This window comes from Flavobacterium sp. I3-2, assembly GCF_013389595.1.
Classification (GTDB): domain Bacteria; phylum Bacteroidota; class Bacteroidia; order Flavobacteriales; family Flavobacteriaceae; genus Flavobacterium.
The window spans coordinates 2,658,999-2,674,280 of the sequence record NZ_CP058306.1; the positions used below are offsets into that span (position 1 = coordinate 2,658,999).

Consider the following 15,282-nt stretch of genomic DNA (forward strand, 5'->3'; position numbering starts at 1 on the left):
CTAATAATACTAATAAAAATTGTAATAACTGATTTTTTATATATTAAAATTGATTTATCAATATCACTAATTAGATTTCTTAAATGAAAGATTATTATTCTATTTTACAAATTTCTCGTTCTGCAAATACAATTGAAATAAAAGCAGCTTATCGTAATCTTTCAAAAAAATACCATCCCGATGTAAATCCTGCACAAAATGCTTCTTTACTTTTTATTGAAATTAAAGAAGCTTATGAAGTTTTGATTGATGATTCAAGACGTTTTCATTACAATCAACTACTTGATTTTGCAAAGCAGCAACAAAAAAAAGAAATTAATATCGTTCCGACGATTGCGGTTTTTTATTGCGACAATTCAGAATTTACAGTTGGTGATGTTGTGACTTTTACATGGGAAGTTTTTGATGCTGATGTTGTTGAATTACGCCCGTTTGGCAAAGTTGAAAAAGCGGGAAGTAAAAAAATACGAATTACTGAAGTTAGTACCAATTTATTAGTTGAATTATTCTGCTTCAATTCAGTTTCTAAAAATTATGTATTTAGTCAAATTGTTTTAAAGAAAAAACAAATTTCAAAAACAGAAAATACCGTACATTCTTATCATTCAAATTTTGAACCGAAAGCGAATTACGAAGATGATAAAATTTCATTTTATGCTAAGCTTATAAATGAAAATCCGCACATAGACGCTCGACATTTTGAAAAAGAAAATGTATTTGGACTTTACGGAAGAATTGATGTTAAAACATATCAATTCAGAACGGCTTTATTTACTGCTGTGTATTTGGTTGCAATGGTATTTTTTATTTCAGATAAATTATTAGACTCTTTGTTATGTTTAATTGTAAATGGTTTCTATTATACGTTGCTTTATATTCAGGCAATTAAACGTTTTCATGATTTTAATTCAAAAGCGAAATTTGCTTTTATTAGTGTAATTCCAATTGTAACTTGGTTTCAGATTTTTTATCTGATTAAAAAACAAGGTGATTCTAAAATGAACGATTTTGGACTTCCTAATCAATATTTAAAATCAAATAGTAAAGCTGATTTTAAAAAAAATGTAGAACAAAAAATAAGCACTTTTTCTACATTGACAAAAGTTGCAATCGGTTCAGCTGTATTTAATATTCTAGCTATATTTTTTTTATTCTTAATTCCTAAAAATGAAATACCTGTTCAAGTAATTGATATTTATGGAAGAGAAATTAAATCAGGAAGAAGCAATCAACATCATTTTTATATTCGTACAAATGAAGGTGAGTTTGAAATTTCAGAGCAAATAAGTAATTTGTATTCTGTTTACAAACCTAAATTTTTATATCTCGGAAAAAACGTATTTACAGATAATATTAGTTTTGTTCGTATTAGAGCCGGAGGAGAGGAGTTAACGCATTATGTTTCTATTATCAATTTTAATAGTCCAATTCCAATCTTGTATTTTTTATTTTTATTGTTTGAGATTTATGTGATTTTTGTTGATAAAAAAATGAGATTCGAAGAACAATATGATTCTATACTCGGATTTATAACATTAATAAATATCGCTTATTTTATATTCTTTATATTGTAAATAAAAAAAACTTCCCGCAAAGGAAGTTTTTTAGCTTATTTATTAATCATTTCGTCTTTTAATGATTTTATTTCTTTAAAATGACTTGGTGTTAAACCCGTAATTTTTTTGAATTGCGTACTTAAATGTGCAACCGAACTGTAATTCATTTTATAAGCAATTTCTGTCAATGATAAATCGTCGTAAACTAATAATTCTTTTACTTTTTCTATTTTCTGAAGAATGTAAAACTGCTCAATAGTTTGCGATTTTTGTGTTGAAAATAATTGACTTAAAGTATTGTAATCTGTTTGTAACTTACTCGATAAATATTCAGAAAGCGTAATGGTTAAATCGTTTACTTCTTTAGAAACTAGCTCAATAATCTGAGTTTTAATTCGCTCAACCGTTTGACTCTTTTTATCGTCTAAAATCTCAAAACCAAGCGGCACTAATTTTTCTTCTATTTTATTACGGTCATCTAACGTAATAGGTTCGTGAAATTCTACTAAGCCTAATTCAACATCGTTTAAATCGAATCCTAAATCTTCTAATGTTTTTTCAACCACCATTATACATCGTGGACATACCATATTTTTAATTCGAATCGTTTTCATAATAATTTAAAAGTTTTTTACTTTTTCAAATATATTATAAAGAGCCGTCAAATAAAAATAAAAAGCGTTTTCTTATATATAATTTTTATTTAGTTGTTTCGTAATCGTAATTAACCATCCAGTTAATTCCAAATTTATCGATAAACATACCAAAATAAGCACCCCAGAAAGTTTTAGCTAAAGGCATTGTAACTGTTCCGTCAGTAGAAAGTTTGTTAAACAAATCGTTTGCTTCTTCTTCAGATGATGTATTTATTGAGATTGAAATGTTGTTACCAAAAGTTGCAGCCGGACCAAATTTTTCGTTAGCATCGCTTCCCATTAAAACAGTTTCTTCACTAATTCGTAAAGTTACATGCATTATTTTGTTTCCTTCTTCTTCGCTTAATTCACATTCAGAAGGCATGTCTTTAAAACGCCCCATGTATTCGAATTCAGTTCCAAAAGCATTTTTGTAGAATGTAAAAGCCGCTTCGCAATTACCATTAAAATTTAAATAAGCATTTACTTGTGCCATAATTTTTTGTTTTTAGTTTGAATGATAAAAGTAATAAAATTATGATTCGATATTTTTTATTTTGATATTATGTTTTAAGCAAAAAACGCATTTCTTTTACAAAATGCGTTTAAATTAATTATTCTGCTTCTGGACTATTTTTCATTGCCATTAAAATGGCATAAGCACCTTTACCTACATATTGTTTTGAAGTATCTAATTGCGATGTTATTTGAATTTTTCCATTTGATTTAGTTCCGATTTTAACAGGAATCAATTGAAAGTTATTCTTTGATTTCATTTCAAAAACATAGTCATTACCTTCAAAATGAATAACTGAAGCTTCAGGTAATAAATCTGCCGAATTAGATTCAGAAGTTAATTCAACATTGAAATACATATTCGTTGTAAATTTCATTTGATTTGGATTAACTATTTTAGCTAAAACATCAACAGAACCATCCGTATTAATGTGTTGTGAAATCGAAACGATTTTAGCTGTTATTTTTTCATCAACGTTTGTATTTGTATAAGCTTCTAATTCTTGTCCAATTTTTAATAATGCTAAAGAATTTTCAAATGCTTTTATATTAAGCATCGGCGCTCCTGTTTGAATGATTTCTAAAATAGGTTCTGAACTTGAAACATATTTACCACGATTAACATAAATTTCTGTTACAATTCCTGAAGTTGGAGCAGTAATTGACAAACTTCTTTTTAAGTTAGTTAAAGAAACTTGATTCGGATTAATATCAATTAATTTTAATTTTTCTTCAAGAGCACGTTTTTTAATTTGCAATAAATTCAATTCTGCTTTAGCTTCATCTAAAACTTTTGTACTTGCTGCCTGAGCTTCATTTAATTCTTTTTGACGTAAATAATCGGCATTTGCTTTGGTAATTAAAGCTTTCGTTGTCAAATAATCTTCTTGTAGTTGAACATAACTTGGATCTTCTAAAATAGCAACAATCTGTCCTTTTTTAACCAGATTTCCTGGTAAAACAGGTATGGATTTTACAAATCCGCCTAGCATGTTTGTAATTGAAATTTGGTCTTGAGGAGTTGTTGCTGTTCGTGCATTTAAACGAATCGTTGTGGGCATTATTCCTTTTTCAACACGTGTTATTTGTAAGTCTATATTTTGAAGTTGTGTATCGCTTAAAGTAATTTGATTTTGAATTTTATTTTCGATTTTCGTTTCTACTGTTTGATTTTCTGTTTTATTAGTGCATGATGATAAAACAATTAAACTCAATAATATTCCGATGTATTTTTTCATAATTAATTAGCTAAAAAATTAAGTGAATTGGCCTTGATGTTTCGAGTAAATAATTGTTCTGCGAACTGATTTTGTAATTCAATAATTTGGTCGTTTAAAATAACCCAATCTAAAAAATTGATTTCCCCAGACAATAATTGCTGTTCGATATTTTTTTGTAACGAAAGCGCTTCAGGCCATTGTGTTGATTTAAAAGATGCAATAATACTTTCATAAGTTAAAAGCTCATTTTCTAATTGTGTAATTTCTTGATTCAGATTATTTCGTTGCATTTGTATTTCGTTTTCTTGAATTTTGATTGCAGTTTCAGCCGATTTTACATTTGCATTAGTACTTCCTCTAAAAATGGGTAAAGCAATCCCAATCATTACTGATTGAAATCGATTTGAATTGATTTCTTTAAAACTTTGATTGTAATATCCTATAGAAAAATCGGGTAAACGTTTTGTTTTCTCTACTTCTAATTTTAATTGTGTTTCTTTTAAAACGGCTTCTTGATGAGAAATTATAGGATGATTTTTTTGTTTTGATTTAATCGGAATTTCAAATTGATTTTCTTCAATATTTAAAGTGAAATCAGAAGTTAATTGAAGTAAATTCTGAAGTTCGATTTTTACATTTTCAATTTGAGTCAGAATTGTTTTACCTTCATTTTCAATTTTCTGAAATCTTATTTTTGCAGTTGCTACTTCAGTCCGATTACTAGCACCTTTTTCAAATCGTAAAGTAGCTTTCTTTAAAAACGCACTATAAACACGAACATTTTCTATATTGATTTGCTGTTTTAAATTCAGAAACTGCCATTCGGCATATAAATTTCCTATTTGTTTTTCGAGTATCTTTTCTGACACTTTTTCTTGTAAAAAGGCAGTTTCAATTTGCTGTTTATTCAATTGTTTTTGTTTTGAATAAAACGAAGGAAATTGAAAACGTTGTTCTATCGCAATTTTTTGGTCAAACACATTTGCATTGATATTACCAAATTCAACCGAAATATCAGTAGGTTGAATACTCAATTGCGATTTTACATTCTTTTGTTGATATTCAGTTTCTAATTTTGATTTTTTAACGGTTAAATTATTTTTTAATCCAATAGAAATTAGTTCATCATAATTAAAAGAGGTTTGAGCTACAGCATTAAATCCCGAACAAAAAAAGATTAATACAAGAAGTAAGCTTAAATTTTTCTTTTTTATTTTTTTATTTTTAAATGTTTTCATATCTATTTTTTCTATTAAAATGTACAAAATAGGTAGTACAAATAAGGTTAAGAAAGTTGCAATTAATAAACCACCAATAACAACTGTTGCAAGCGGACGCTGAACTTCTGCACCCGAACCATTGCTCCACGCCATAGGTAAAAATCCTAATGAAGCTACGAAAGCCGTCATTAAAACCGGTCGCAAACGCGTGCGAGTTCCCATTAAAACAATTCGTGTGGTATTTGTAATTCCCGATTCTTTCAATCTATTGTATTCAGAAACCAACACAATTCCGTTTAAAACCGCAACTCCAAAAAGTGCAATAAATCCAACTCCAGCACTTATACTAAAAGGCATATCTCTTAATACTAAAAAATAAACCCCACCAATTGCAGAAAGTGGAATGGCAGTATAAATCAATAAACTGTATTTTACTGATTTAAAAGCGAAGTAAAGCATAATAAAAATCATAACTAATGCTGCCGGAACTGCTATTCCTAATCGTGCTTTAGCTTGATTTAAATTTTCAAAAGCACCACCATAAGTCGTATTATATCCTGTGGGTAATTGTATCTCTGCTTCAACTTTATTTTGAAGTTCTTCGACTACAGTTTGTACATCTTTATTTTTGACATTAAATCCAATAATGATTCTACGTTTTGCATTCTCTCTTTGGATTTGATTTGGTGTATTCTTAAAAGATACATCTGCAATTTGATTTAAAGGAATTTGAATTCCAGATGGAGTAGGAATTAGGATATTTTTTATGTCTTCGATATTCGAACGACTTTTTTCATCCAATCGAACTGTTAAATTAAATCTGCGTTCACCTTCAAAAACATTTCCGGTCGACTGACCTGCAAAAGACATATTAATTATTTTATTAGCTTCGCCTATATTCAAACCATATTGTGCTAATAATGAACGGTTAAATGTGATAACTACTTGCGGAATTCCGTTTATTGGTTCAATATATAAATCTTGAGCGCCATCAACTTTCTGAATTACATTTCCCATTTTTTGTGCATAAAATGCTAAACTATCCAAATTTTCGCCGAATATTTTCACAACCACATCTTGACGTGCTCCTGTCATTAGTTCGTTGAAACGCATTTGAACAGGATATTGAAAGCTTGTAGTTAATCCGGGAACTTCGGCAACAGCTTCACTCATCAATTTAGACAATTCAGGAAAAGTTTTGGCTGAAGTCCTTTCTTTTTTTGGTTTCAAAACAATAATCATATCACCTGCATCCATCGGCATGGGTTCGGTTGGAATTTCTCCACTTCCTATTTTTGTAACTATTTTTTCAACCTCAGGAAAACGTTCTTTTAAGATTTTTGCCGCTTTAGATGTATATTCGATAGTTGTCGAAATGTTACTTCCGGGTAAAACACGCGCTTCAACTGCAAAATCTCCTTCTTCTAATGACGGTATAAACTCACCACCTAAGCGTGTCATCAAAAAGATTGCTAATGCAAACATTACAGCTACAGTTGCTAAAATTATTTTTCTTGATTTGATGGCTTTGATTAATAAGTTTTGATGTTTTAACTCAACTTTTTCTAAAACTATATCAGATACATTTGGTTTAGTTTTTTTCTTCTTGCTTAAGATGAATGAAGTCATCATCGGTACATAAGTCAACGATAAAATAAATGCCCCGATTAAAGCAAAAGCAACAGTTTGTGCCATTGGTTTAAACATTTTTCCTTCAATTCCATCTAATGAAAAAATAGGTAAATAAACAATTAAGATAATGATTTGACCAAACACAGCAGAATTGACCATTTTTTTGGCAGAACTTCCTACTGTTTGATTCATCTCATCTGTTGATAGTCTAAGTTTACTACCAAATTTTTTACTATGATATAATTGATGCATTGCAGCTTCAACAATAATTACAGCACCATCGACAATTAAACCAAAATCTAACGCACCGAGGCTCATTAAATTACCACCAATTCCAAACATATTCATCATTATAATGGCGAACAATAACGAAAGTGGAATTACTGAAGCTACAATAAAACCTGCTCTAATATTTCCTAAAAACAGAACCAAAACAAATACTACAATTAAGGCACCTTCTAACAAATTAATCTCTACTGTTTGAATGGTGTTATCAACCATTTTTTTGCGGTCTAAGAACGGTTCAATGACAACTCCTTCTGGCAAAGTTTTTTTAATTTCTTCGATTCGTTCTTTTACTCGAACTACAACTTCGTTACTATTTTCACCTTTCAACATCATTACAATAGCTCCAGAAACTTCACCACTGTCATTGAAAGTCATTGCTCCGTAACGTGTTGCATGCCCAATACGAACATCGGCCACATCTTTTAAAAGTAATGGAATACCTGAGTTTAATTGTTTAACAATAATATTCTGAATGTCTTCTATAGAACCAATTAATCCTTCAGAACGAATAAACATTGAAGTAGGACCATTTTCTATATAAGCTCCACCCGTGTTTTGGTTGTTTTGTTCAAGTGCGTCGAACAAATCGTTAATGGTTAAGTTGTAAACTTGTAAACGTTGTGGATTTATTGCAATTTCATATTGTTTAAGTTTTCCACCAAAACTACTTACATCAGCAACTCCCGGAACACTTAATAATTGTTGACGAACTACCCAGTCTTGAATAGTTCTCAATTCGGTAGCATCGTATTTATTTTCATAACCTTTTTCAGGTCGAACGACGTATTGATAAATCTCTCCCAAACCAGTTGAAATTGGTCCAAGCTGTGGTTCACCAATCTCTGATGGAATTAGACTTTTAACTTGATTTAATCGTTCACTAACTTGTTGCCGTGCCCAATAAACATCGGTTTCATCATTAAAGACTATAGTAACTAGAGATAATCCAAAACGAGAAAAACTTCTAAGTTCCGTAATTCCAGCAATGTTTGCAGTTGCTTGTTCGATTGGAAAAGTTACCAATCTCTCTATATCTTCGGCACCATAAGAAGGCGCTACGGTAATAATTTGAACCTGATTTGAAGTAATATCAGGTTGTGCATCAATAGGTAATTTCTTCACCTCAAAAACACCAAAAATTACAAGTGCTAAGGTAAATAATCCTATGATGAATTTATTTTTGATTGAAAAATCAATGATTTTATTCAACATCATAATCTATTTTAAAATGAATATTTGCACTTACTTCAATAGAAGTAGTGCTCTTATTTACAAAAAAAGATTATGCGAATTTAGGTGGTTCCCAAATAGAATTTAAATAAGGAAAAGTTATGATTTGATTCTTCCAGATAGTTTGTGGAAGACTGATTTTTTCGAAAATTTCAGGTGATAAATTAAAATTAAAATCTGAAATATAACATGGATCCAAATGCACACGGTCTGCATTCATAAAAGGTAATTTTTGGTCTGTTTCCCAATCTTCATCCATTTCATGTCCACCGTAATGATGTACAATAAAAATTTTTAATTCATCAAAATTAAATGTGTTATTACTGTGTTCTAAATAATGGCTAATAAAAACAGGTAGCTTGTACAACTGCGAAAATTGCGTTGTAGAAGCTAATTGCAAAATAGCAACCCATATGATTATCCATTGTTTCATAGCAACAAAATTAATGCAATTTTTTATATTCTATATTAAAAATACGTTATTATTTGTATGTTTATATTTTAGCAAAAAATTAAAAAAAATCTATTTTTGAAATCTTATATTTGAGAAAATTTATAAATATGAAAGTTCAAATTTGGTCGGATGTAATGTGTCCGTTTTGTTACATAGGAAAGAAAAATTTTGAAAAATCATTAGCTAATTTAGCTTTCAAAGATGAAATTGAAATTGAATGGAAAAGCTTTCAATTAGACCCAACATTATCTGAAACTTCCGGAGAATTTACATCTAAACAATATTTGATGGAAAAGAAAGGTTTTTCAGAATCTCAATATAATCAAATGCAAGAAAGATTAAATGAAATGGGAAAAGCAGCTGGAATTGATTTTTCAGTGGCAAATCCGATTGCTGCAAATACATTAAAAGCACATAAAATATTGCATCTTGCAAAGCAATTTGGAAAGCAAAACGAAATGGAAGAATTACTTTTTAAAGCTCATTTCGAAAAAGGTTTAAATGTTGCAGGTACTAATGTTTTGTTAGATTTAGGTAAACAAGTTGAAATTGATGCTGATTCCATACATAAAGCTTTAAATGACGAAACTATTGCTTATGAAGTTCAACAAGATATTTTAGAAGCGCGTTCAATTGGAGTAAGTGGAGTTCCGTTTTTTGTTTTAAATAATAAATATGCCGTTTCAGGTGCTCAACCAGCTGAAGTGTTTACAGATGCGATGCAACAAGCGTTTTCTGAAATCCAAAATTTGAATACAACTAATGATGCAAATTCTTGTTCGATTGACGGATGTGATTAAAATTTAAAATGTGTTTTTTAAGCACATTTTTTTATTTTAATTTGACAGAAGAAATACTACTTTTGTAAAAAAATCAACAACACATCTAAAACTATGTATAAATCTTTACTTCGTCCTATTTTTTTTAAATTTGACCCAGAAGAAGTGCATCATTTCACCTTTTCATTAATTAAAAATACTCAGAAAATTCCAGGAGTTCGTTCAATTATTAAATCGATTTATCAAGTAAATGATAAAAGATTAGAACGCGAGGTTTTTGGATTAAAATTTAAAAATCCGGTTGGACTTGCCGCTGGTTTAGATAAAGACGCTAAGGTTTATAATGAGTTAGATGCTTTTGGATTTGGTTTTATCGAAATTGGAACGATTACTCCAAAACCGCAAGAAGGAAATCCAAAAAAACGTTTATTCCGTTTAAAAGAAGATTCTGGAATCATTAACAGAATGGGTTTTAATAACGGAGGAATTGAATTAGCGGTTCAACGTTTAAAACAAAATAAAGGCGTTTTAATTGGTGGAAATATTGGAAAAAATAAAGTTACTCCAAACGAAAATGCTGTTGATGATTATGCTATATGTTTTGATGCTTTATACGATTATGTTGATTATTTTGTAGTAAATGTAAGTTCGCCAAATACACCAAATCTTCGTGCGTTACAAGATAAAGAACCGTTAATGGAATTGTTAGGAACGCTTCAATCAAAAAATTTAAAAAAGCCTAAAGCAAAACCAATTTTGTTGAAAATTGCACCAGATTTAACAGATGAACAATTATTAGATATTATTGAAATCATTGACGAAACTAAAATTGCTGGAGTTATCGCAACAAACACAACGATTTCTCGCGAAGGTTTAAAATCTGAAAATAAAGTAGAAGTTGGTGGTTTATCAGGAAAACCTTTACGTGAGCGTTCAACAGAAGTGATTCGTTTCTTATCAGAAAAAAGCAATAAATCTTTCCCAATTATTGGAGTAGGAGGTATTCATTCTGCAGCAGATGCTTTAGAAAAATTAGATGCAGGAGCTGCTTTAATTCAGATTTATACTGGTTTCATATATGAAGGGCCAGGTTTAATCAAAGAAATTAATCAAGCAATTTTAAACAGAAAATAACAAAATGACATTAGATACCATTCTCTCTTTTTTCTTAACCAGTTTGGTATTAACTATTGCACCAGGTCCAGATGTAATGTACGTTTTGTCACAAAGTATTTCCAAAGGCCGTAATTTCGGAATTGCGGCCGCTTTTGGATTAGCAACTGGATTATTATTCCATACCACTTTATTAGCTTTCGGAATTTCGTCTGTGATTACAGCTATTCCTTGGTTATTTAAAGCGATAAAAATTTTTGGTGCTTTATATCTTTTATGGATTGCGTATCAAGTTTTTAAATCTTCCGCAAGTTTTCATTTAAAAGAATCATCAACCAATGTAGATAAACCTTTAAGAAATGTCACTCAAGGTTTGATTATGAATATTTCAAATCCAAAAGTGATGTTGTTCTTCTTGGCGCTTTTTCCAACATTTTTAAATCCGAATATTGGAAACTTAAAAATTCAGGTGTATACATTAGGAAGTATTTTTATGATTCAAGCTTTAATTGTTTTTGTTTTGTATGCTATAATTGCATCTTCATTAACTTTAGTTTTAAGAGAAAGCAAAGCTTTTAATCTAATTCTTAAATGGTTGCAAATAGTAGTTTTTGTGACTTTAGCAATTTTTATGTTTTTTTAATTTCATATTCAATATTTATAAGGCTTTTTTTTGTACGTTATTCAGAAACTATTATCTTTGAAGACTATGAAGCCAGTTAAAATTATCGAATGTCCGCGCGATGCTATGCAAGGCATCAAAGCTTTTATCCCAACAGAAAAAAAAGTTCAATACATCCAATCGTTATTACGTGTTGGATTTGATACGATTGATTTTGGAAGTTTTGTATCTCCAAAGGCCATTCCGCAAATGCAAGATACCGTTGAAGTTTTAGCTCAACTAGATTTATCGCAAACGCGTTCGAAATTACTTGCGATTATTGCAAATACTAAAGGAGCTGAAATGGCTTCGGTTCATAAAGAAATTCAATATCTAGGTTTTCCGTTTTCTATTTCTGAAAACTTTCAGATGCGAAATACGCATAAAACGATTGCCGAATCATTAATTACCTTAGATGAAATTCTAGAGATTGCAAATAAAACTAATAAAGAAGTTGTTGCTTATCTTTCGATGGGATTCGGAAATCCGTATGGTGATCCTTGGAATGTGGATATCGTTGGAGAATGGACAGAAAAGTTAGCAAATATGGGCGTTACAATTCTTTCTTTATCTGATACAGTTGGAAGTTCAACTCCAGAAGATATCGATTATTTGTTTTCAAATTTAATTCCAAAATATCCAAATATCGAATTTGGAGCTCATTTACATTCAACACCAACGGCTTGGTTTGAAAAAGTTGATGCAGCATATAAAGCAGGTTGTTTACGTTTTGACGGCGCAATTAAAGGTTTTGGTGGTTGTCCGATGGCAAAAGATGATTTAACCGGAAATATGCCAACAGAAAAAATGCTTTCTTATTTTACTGCAAATAAGGTAGAAACAAATATTCAGGCTATGTCATTTGAGGCGTCTTATAACGAAGCTTTAAAAATATTCAATTTTTATCATTAAAATTTTGATTTTTTATGTTTTTTCAGTAAATTCGCGTGCAATTCTACAACAATTGCAATATGAAAGCACACACAGCTAAAATAGTAGGGCAAGGTCTAACCTACGACGATGTACTTCTTATACCTAATTACTCTGAGGTATTACCAAGAGAAGTAAGCATTCAAACAAGATTTACAAAAAACATAACATTAAATGTGCCTATCATTTCTGCTGCTATGGATACAGTAACAGAAAGTGCAATGGCAATCGCAATGGCTCGTGAAGGTGGAATTGGTGTTTTACATAAAAACATGACCATTGAACAACAAGCTTTAGAAGTTCGTAAAGTAAAACGTGCTGAATCTGGTATGATTATCGACCCAGTTACTTTACAAATGACTGCAACTGTTGGCGATGCTAAAGCTGCAATGAAAGAATTTAGTATTGGTGGAATTCCTGTTGTTGATGAAAACAACATTTTAAAAGGAATTGTTACTAATAGAGATTTACGTTTCGAAAAAATTGCATCACGTTCTATTTTAGAAGTAATGACTAAAGAAAATTTAGTTACTGCTTTAGAAGGAACTACACTTCAGGATGCTGAACAAATTCTTCAAGAAAATAAAATCGAAAAATTACCTGTAGTAAATGCAGATTTTAATTTAGTAGGTTTAATTACTTTCCGTGATATTACAAAATTGACATTAAAACCAAACGCAAACAAAGATAAATTTGGACGTTTACGTGTTGCTGCTGCTCTTGGAGTTACGGCTGATGCTGTTGAACGTGCCGGTGCTTTAGTTGCTGCAGGTGTTGATGCATTAATTATCGATACAGCTCACGGTCATACAAAAGGAGTAGTAAATACTTTGAAAGAAGTAAAAACGGCTTTTCCTCAAATTGATGTAGTTGTAGGAAATATTGCTACTGCTGAAGCTGCTTTATATCTAGCAGAAGCTGGAGCTGATGCGGTTAAAGTTGGTATTGGACCTGGTTCAATTTGTACAACTCGTGTAGTTGCTGGTGTTGGTTTTCCACAGTTTTCTGCTGTAATGGAAGTTGCTGCTGCTCTTAAAGGAACTGGAGTTCCTGTAATTGCTGATGGTGGTTTACGTTATACAGGTGATATTCCTAAAGCTTTAGGAGCTGGAGCTGACTGTGTGATGTTAGGTTCAATGTTAGCAGGCACAAAAGAATCTCCAGGAGAAACAGTTATCTTTGAAGGACGTAAGTTTAAAACTTACCGTGGAATGGGGTCTGTTGAATCTATGAAACACGGATCTAAAGACCGTTATTTCCAAGATGTGGAAGATGATGTTAAAAAATTAGTTCCTGAAGGAATCGAAGGTCGTGTTCCTTACAAAGGAGAATTAATCGAATCGATGACTCAATTTATCGGTGGATTAAGAGCTGGAATGGGTTATTGTGGAGCAAAAGATGTAGCTACTTTACAAGAAGTTGCTCGTTTTGTTCAATTAACTGCTTCAGGAATTGGAGAATCACATCCTCATAATATTACGATTACTAAAGAGGCTCCGAATTATTCGAGATAATTTTTAATAAAAATATATATTATTGAAACCACCTTCGTAGGTGGTTTTTTTCTAACTTAGGATGTCATTATAAAATCAAAAACAATCTTCATGAATTATTTTTTTATCATTTTTTTAATCTTAAACACTAATAACTCATTTGCACAAACTTCTAATACAAACGCGAACAATCAACTAGAAGAATTAAAAACGGCTATTCTAAATTCTAATTATAAAAAAATTATTGATTATACCTATCCTAAAATTTATCATCCTTTAACGAAGGAACAAATGCGTGTCACTATAACTTCAATGTTTGGAAAGATGAAAGAAGAAGGTTTTGAAATTGTAGATGTTTCTTTTTTAGATCCATCTGAAATAGTTAAAAATGGAAATGAATTACAATTTACAATTGACGAAAATTTATTTGTTAAGACACCTAAAGGTTTAGTTAAGGGAATTTATACTTTTATTGGAATTTCTATTGATAATGGTTTAAATTGGAAATTTATTGATACTTCTGGTAAGTCAAAAGAAGAGGTTTTAAAAAAATTACCAAATTTAAGTTCTGAATTGGTCATAAAACCAGCAAAGAAAAATTTTATAGACACTGAAACGCCATCTAATTAGATGGGTGAAGTGGATTTAAAGTGAATCATTATTCGTCTTAATTGCTCTATTTGTATTTCCTAATTATATATTATCTTTGTAATTATTACAACTCATTTCAATGAAGTCAATTGTTCCTACAAAGGCAAAGTTTATACACGACATTTACAGTTTTATGCATGTTATCATTTTAATATTATCACTTTTTTTAGTGATAAGTATTTCAATAGATACATTTAACAACATTCCTTTTCAAACTGAAAGTTCGTATTTAAAAGTGCAATTATTAATTTGTGCTATTTTTTTGTTTGATTTTTTTCTGGAATTTTTTCTAGCAAATAAAAAATGGAAATATCTAAAAACACATTTCTTATTTTTTATCATTTCGATTCCTTACCTAAACATCATTGATTATTATCACATCACACTTTCCGAAGAAATGAAATATTTCGTTAGATTTATTCCCTTGGTTCGTGGAGGATATGCACTTGCAATTATAGTTGGACGATTCACAAAAAGCAAAGTTACCAGTTTATTTGTTTCTTATTTAACCATGTTATTGGCAACTGTTTATTTTTCGAGTTTATTATTTTTTTCAATCGAACAAGGTATAAATCCCGGAATTAAAGAATATTCAGACTCACTTTGGTGGGCTTTTATGAATGTCACAACAGTTGGTTCTAATATTTATGCAGTTTCAATAGCAGGTAAAATTCTCTCCGTTGTTTTAGCTGCTTTAGGAATGATGATGTTTCCAATTTTTACTGTTTATATTACAAGTGTAGTTCAAAAGGTTAACAACAGCGGTGCACAGAAAGAATAATAAAAAAAAGCTTCAATTTGGAGCTTTTTTTTGTTTTTATAGAATTACACAACGTTTTTATGACGTAAGTTATGATTAAATAGATAAATATATTATTTTTAAAGACTCAAGGATTTGTGTAAT

The 15,282-nt window shown here is 30.3% G+C and carries 13 protein-coding genes; 8 read left to right on the forward strand and 5 right to left on the reverse strand.

Going from position 1 to position 15,282, the window contains the following annotated elements:
- Positions 1-83: 83 nt before the first annotated feature.
- Complete coding sequence (locus tag HW119_RS12735) at positions 84-1,574, forward strand: DnaJ domain-containing protein (protein WP_177764963.1); 1,491 nt, start codon at positions 84-86, stop codon at positions 1,572-1,574.
- 35 nt (positions 1,575-1,609) lie between these two features.
- Here the strand turns inward: HW119_RS12735 and HW119_RS12740 are convergent, their stop codons facing one another.
- The 5 genes from HW119_RS12740 to HW119_RS12760 form a co-directional block, all read right to left on the reverse strand.
- Positions 1,610-2,170 carry a helix-turn-helix domain-containing protein gene (locus HW119_RS12740; RefSeq protein ID WP_177764965.1) on the reverse strand — a complete coding sequence of 187 codons (561 nt, stop codon included), beginning with the start codon at positions 2,168-2,170 and terminating at the stop codon, positions 1,610-1,612.
- Between the two features lie 85 nt (positions 2,171-2,255).
- On the reverse strand, positions 2,256-2,687 hold the full coding sequence (locus HW119_RS12745; RefSeq protein WP_177764967.1) for a VOC family protein: 432 nt from the start codon (positions 2,685-2,687) through the stop codon (positions 2,256-2,258).
- Between the two features lie 118 nt (positions 2,688-2,805).
- A complete protein-coding gene (locus HW119_RS12750) occupies positions 2,806-3,945 on the reverse strand; it encodes an efflux RND transporter periplasmic adaptor subunit (RefSeq protein WP_177764969.1) in 1,140 nt (379 codons plus the stop codon).
- A 2-nt stretch (positions 3,946-3,947) separates the two neighbouring features.
- Entirely contained in the window at positions 3,948-8,279 is a 4,332-nt protein-coding gene (locus HW119_RS12755) for a CusA/CzcA family heavy metal efflux RND transporter (protein WP_177766668.1), read from the reverse strand.
- Between the two features lie 70 nt (positions 8,280-8,349).
- Positions 8,350-8,730 (reverse strand): hypothetical protein, encoded by a 381-nt coding sequence (locus HW119_RS12760; RefSeq protein ID WP_177764971.1) that lies wholly within the window; start codon positions 8,728-8,730, stop codon positions 8,350-8,352.
- A 128-nt stretch (positions 8,731-8,858) separates the two neighbouring features.
- Here HW119_RS12760 and HW119_RS12765 point away from each other — a divergent pair, with 128 nt between their 5' ends.
- The 7 genes from HW119_RS12765 to HW119_RS12795 all read left to right on the forward strand — a co-directional run bounded on the left by HW119_RS12765 (position 8,859) and on the right by HW119_RS12795 (position 15,159).
- Positions 8,859-9,551 (forward strand): DsbA family protein, encoded by a 693-nt coding sequence (locus HW119_RS12765; protein ID WP_177764973.1) that lies wholly within the window; start codon positions 8,859-8,861, stop codon positions 9,549-9,551.
- Positions 9,552-9,644: 93 nt separating this feature from the next.
- Entirely contained in the window at positions 9,645-10,664 is a 1,020-nt protein-coding gene (locus tag HW119_RS12770) for a quinone-dependent dihydroorotate dehydrogenase (RefSeq protein ID WP_177764975.1), read from the forward strand.
- 4 nt (positions 10,665-10,668) lie between these two features.
- Complete coding sequence (locus tag HW119_RS12775) at positions 10,669-11,286, forward strand: LysE family translocator (protein WP_177764976.1); 618 nt, start codon at positions 10,669-10,671, stop codon at positions 11,284-11,286.
- A gap of 66 nt (positions 11,287-11,352) precedes the next feature.
- Positions 11,353-12,216: a hydroxymethylglutaryl-CoA lyase gene (locus HW119_RS12780; protein ID WP_177764978.1), complete on the forward strand. Its 864-nt coding sequence runs from the start codon at positions 11,353-11,355 to the stop codon at positions 12,214-12,216.
- Between the two features lie 59 nt (positions 12,217-12,275).
- On the forward strand, positions 12,276-13,748 hold the full coding sequence (gene guaB, locus HW119_RS12785; RefSeq protein ID WP_177764980.1) for an IMP dehydrogenase: 1,473 nt from the start codon (positions 12,276-12,278) through the stop codon (positions 13,746-13,748).
- A 90-nt stretch (positions 13,749-13,838) separates the two neighbouring features.
- The gene (locus HW119_RS12790; RefSeq protein ID WP_177764982.1) at positions 13,839-14,357 is read left to right on the forward strand and encodes a hypothetical protein; all 519 of its coding nucleotides are present in this window, start codon (positions 13,839-13,841) and stop codon (positions 14,355-14,357) included.
- A gap of 100 nt (positions 14,358-14,457) precedes the next feature.
- Positions 14,458-15,159, forward strand: coding sequence for a potassium channel family protein (locus tag HW119_RS12795; protein ID WP_177764984.1), 702 nt, complete (start codon positions 14,458-14,460; stop codon positions 15,157-15,159).
- Positions 15,160-15,282 lie beyond the last annotated feature (123 nt).

Excerpts from the sequence above, each read along its gene's own strand:
- HW119_RS12775 (WP_177764976.1), top strand. The coding sequence starts at position 10,669 with ATGACATTAGATACCATTCTCTCTTTTTTCTTAACCAGTTTGGTATTA.
- HW119_RS12750 (WP_177764969.1), bottom strand. The coding sequence starts at position 3,945 with ATGAAAAAATACATCGGAATATTATTGAGTTTAATTGTTTTATCATCA.
- HW119_RS12790 (WP_177764982.1), top strand. The coding sequence starts at position 13,839 with ATGAATTATTTTTTTATCATTTTTTTAATCTTAAACACTAATAACTCA.
- HW119_RS12770 (WP_177764975.1), top strand. The coding sequence starts at position 9,645 with ATGTATAAATCTTTACTTCGTCCTATTTTTTTTAAATTTGACCCAGAA.
- HW119_RS12795 (WP_177764984.1), top strand. The coding sequence starts at position 14,458 with ATGAAGTCAATTGTTCCTACAAAGGCAAAGTTTATACACGACATTTAC.
- HW119_RS12755 (WP_177766668.1), bottom strand. The coding sequence starts at position 8,279 with ATGTTGAATAAAATCATTGATTTTTCAATCAAAAATAAATTCATCATA.
- HW119_RS12760 (WP_177764971.1), bottom strand. The coding sequence starts at position 8,730 with ATGAAACAATGGATAATCATATGGGTTGCTATTTTGCAATTAGCTTCT.
- HW119_RS12745 (WP_177764967.1), bottom strand. The coding sequence starts at position 2,687 with ATGGCACAAGTAAATGCTTATTTAAATTTTAATGGTAATTGCGAAGCG.
- HW119_RS12765 (WP_177764973.1), top strand. The coding sequence starts at position 8,859 with ATGAAAGTTCAAATTTGGTCGGATGTAATGTGTCCGTTTTGTTACATA.
- HW119_RS12780 (WP_177764978.1), top strand. The coding sequence starts at position 11,353 with ATGAAGCCAGTTAAAATTATCGAATGTCCGCGCGATGCTATGCAAGGC.
- HW119_RS12735 (WP_177764963.1), top strand. The coding sequence starts at position 84 with ATGAAAGATTATTATTCTATTTTACAAATTTCTCGTTCTGCAAATACA.
- HW119_RS12740 (WP_177764965.1), bottom strand. The coding sequence starts at position 2,170 with ATGAAAACGATTCGAATTAAAAATATGGTATGTCCACGATGTATAATG.
- guaB (WP_177764980.1), top strand. The coding sequence starts at position 12,276 with ATGAAAGCACACACAGCTAAAATAGTAGGGCAAGGTCTAACCTACGAC.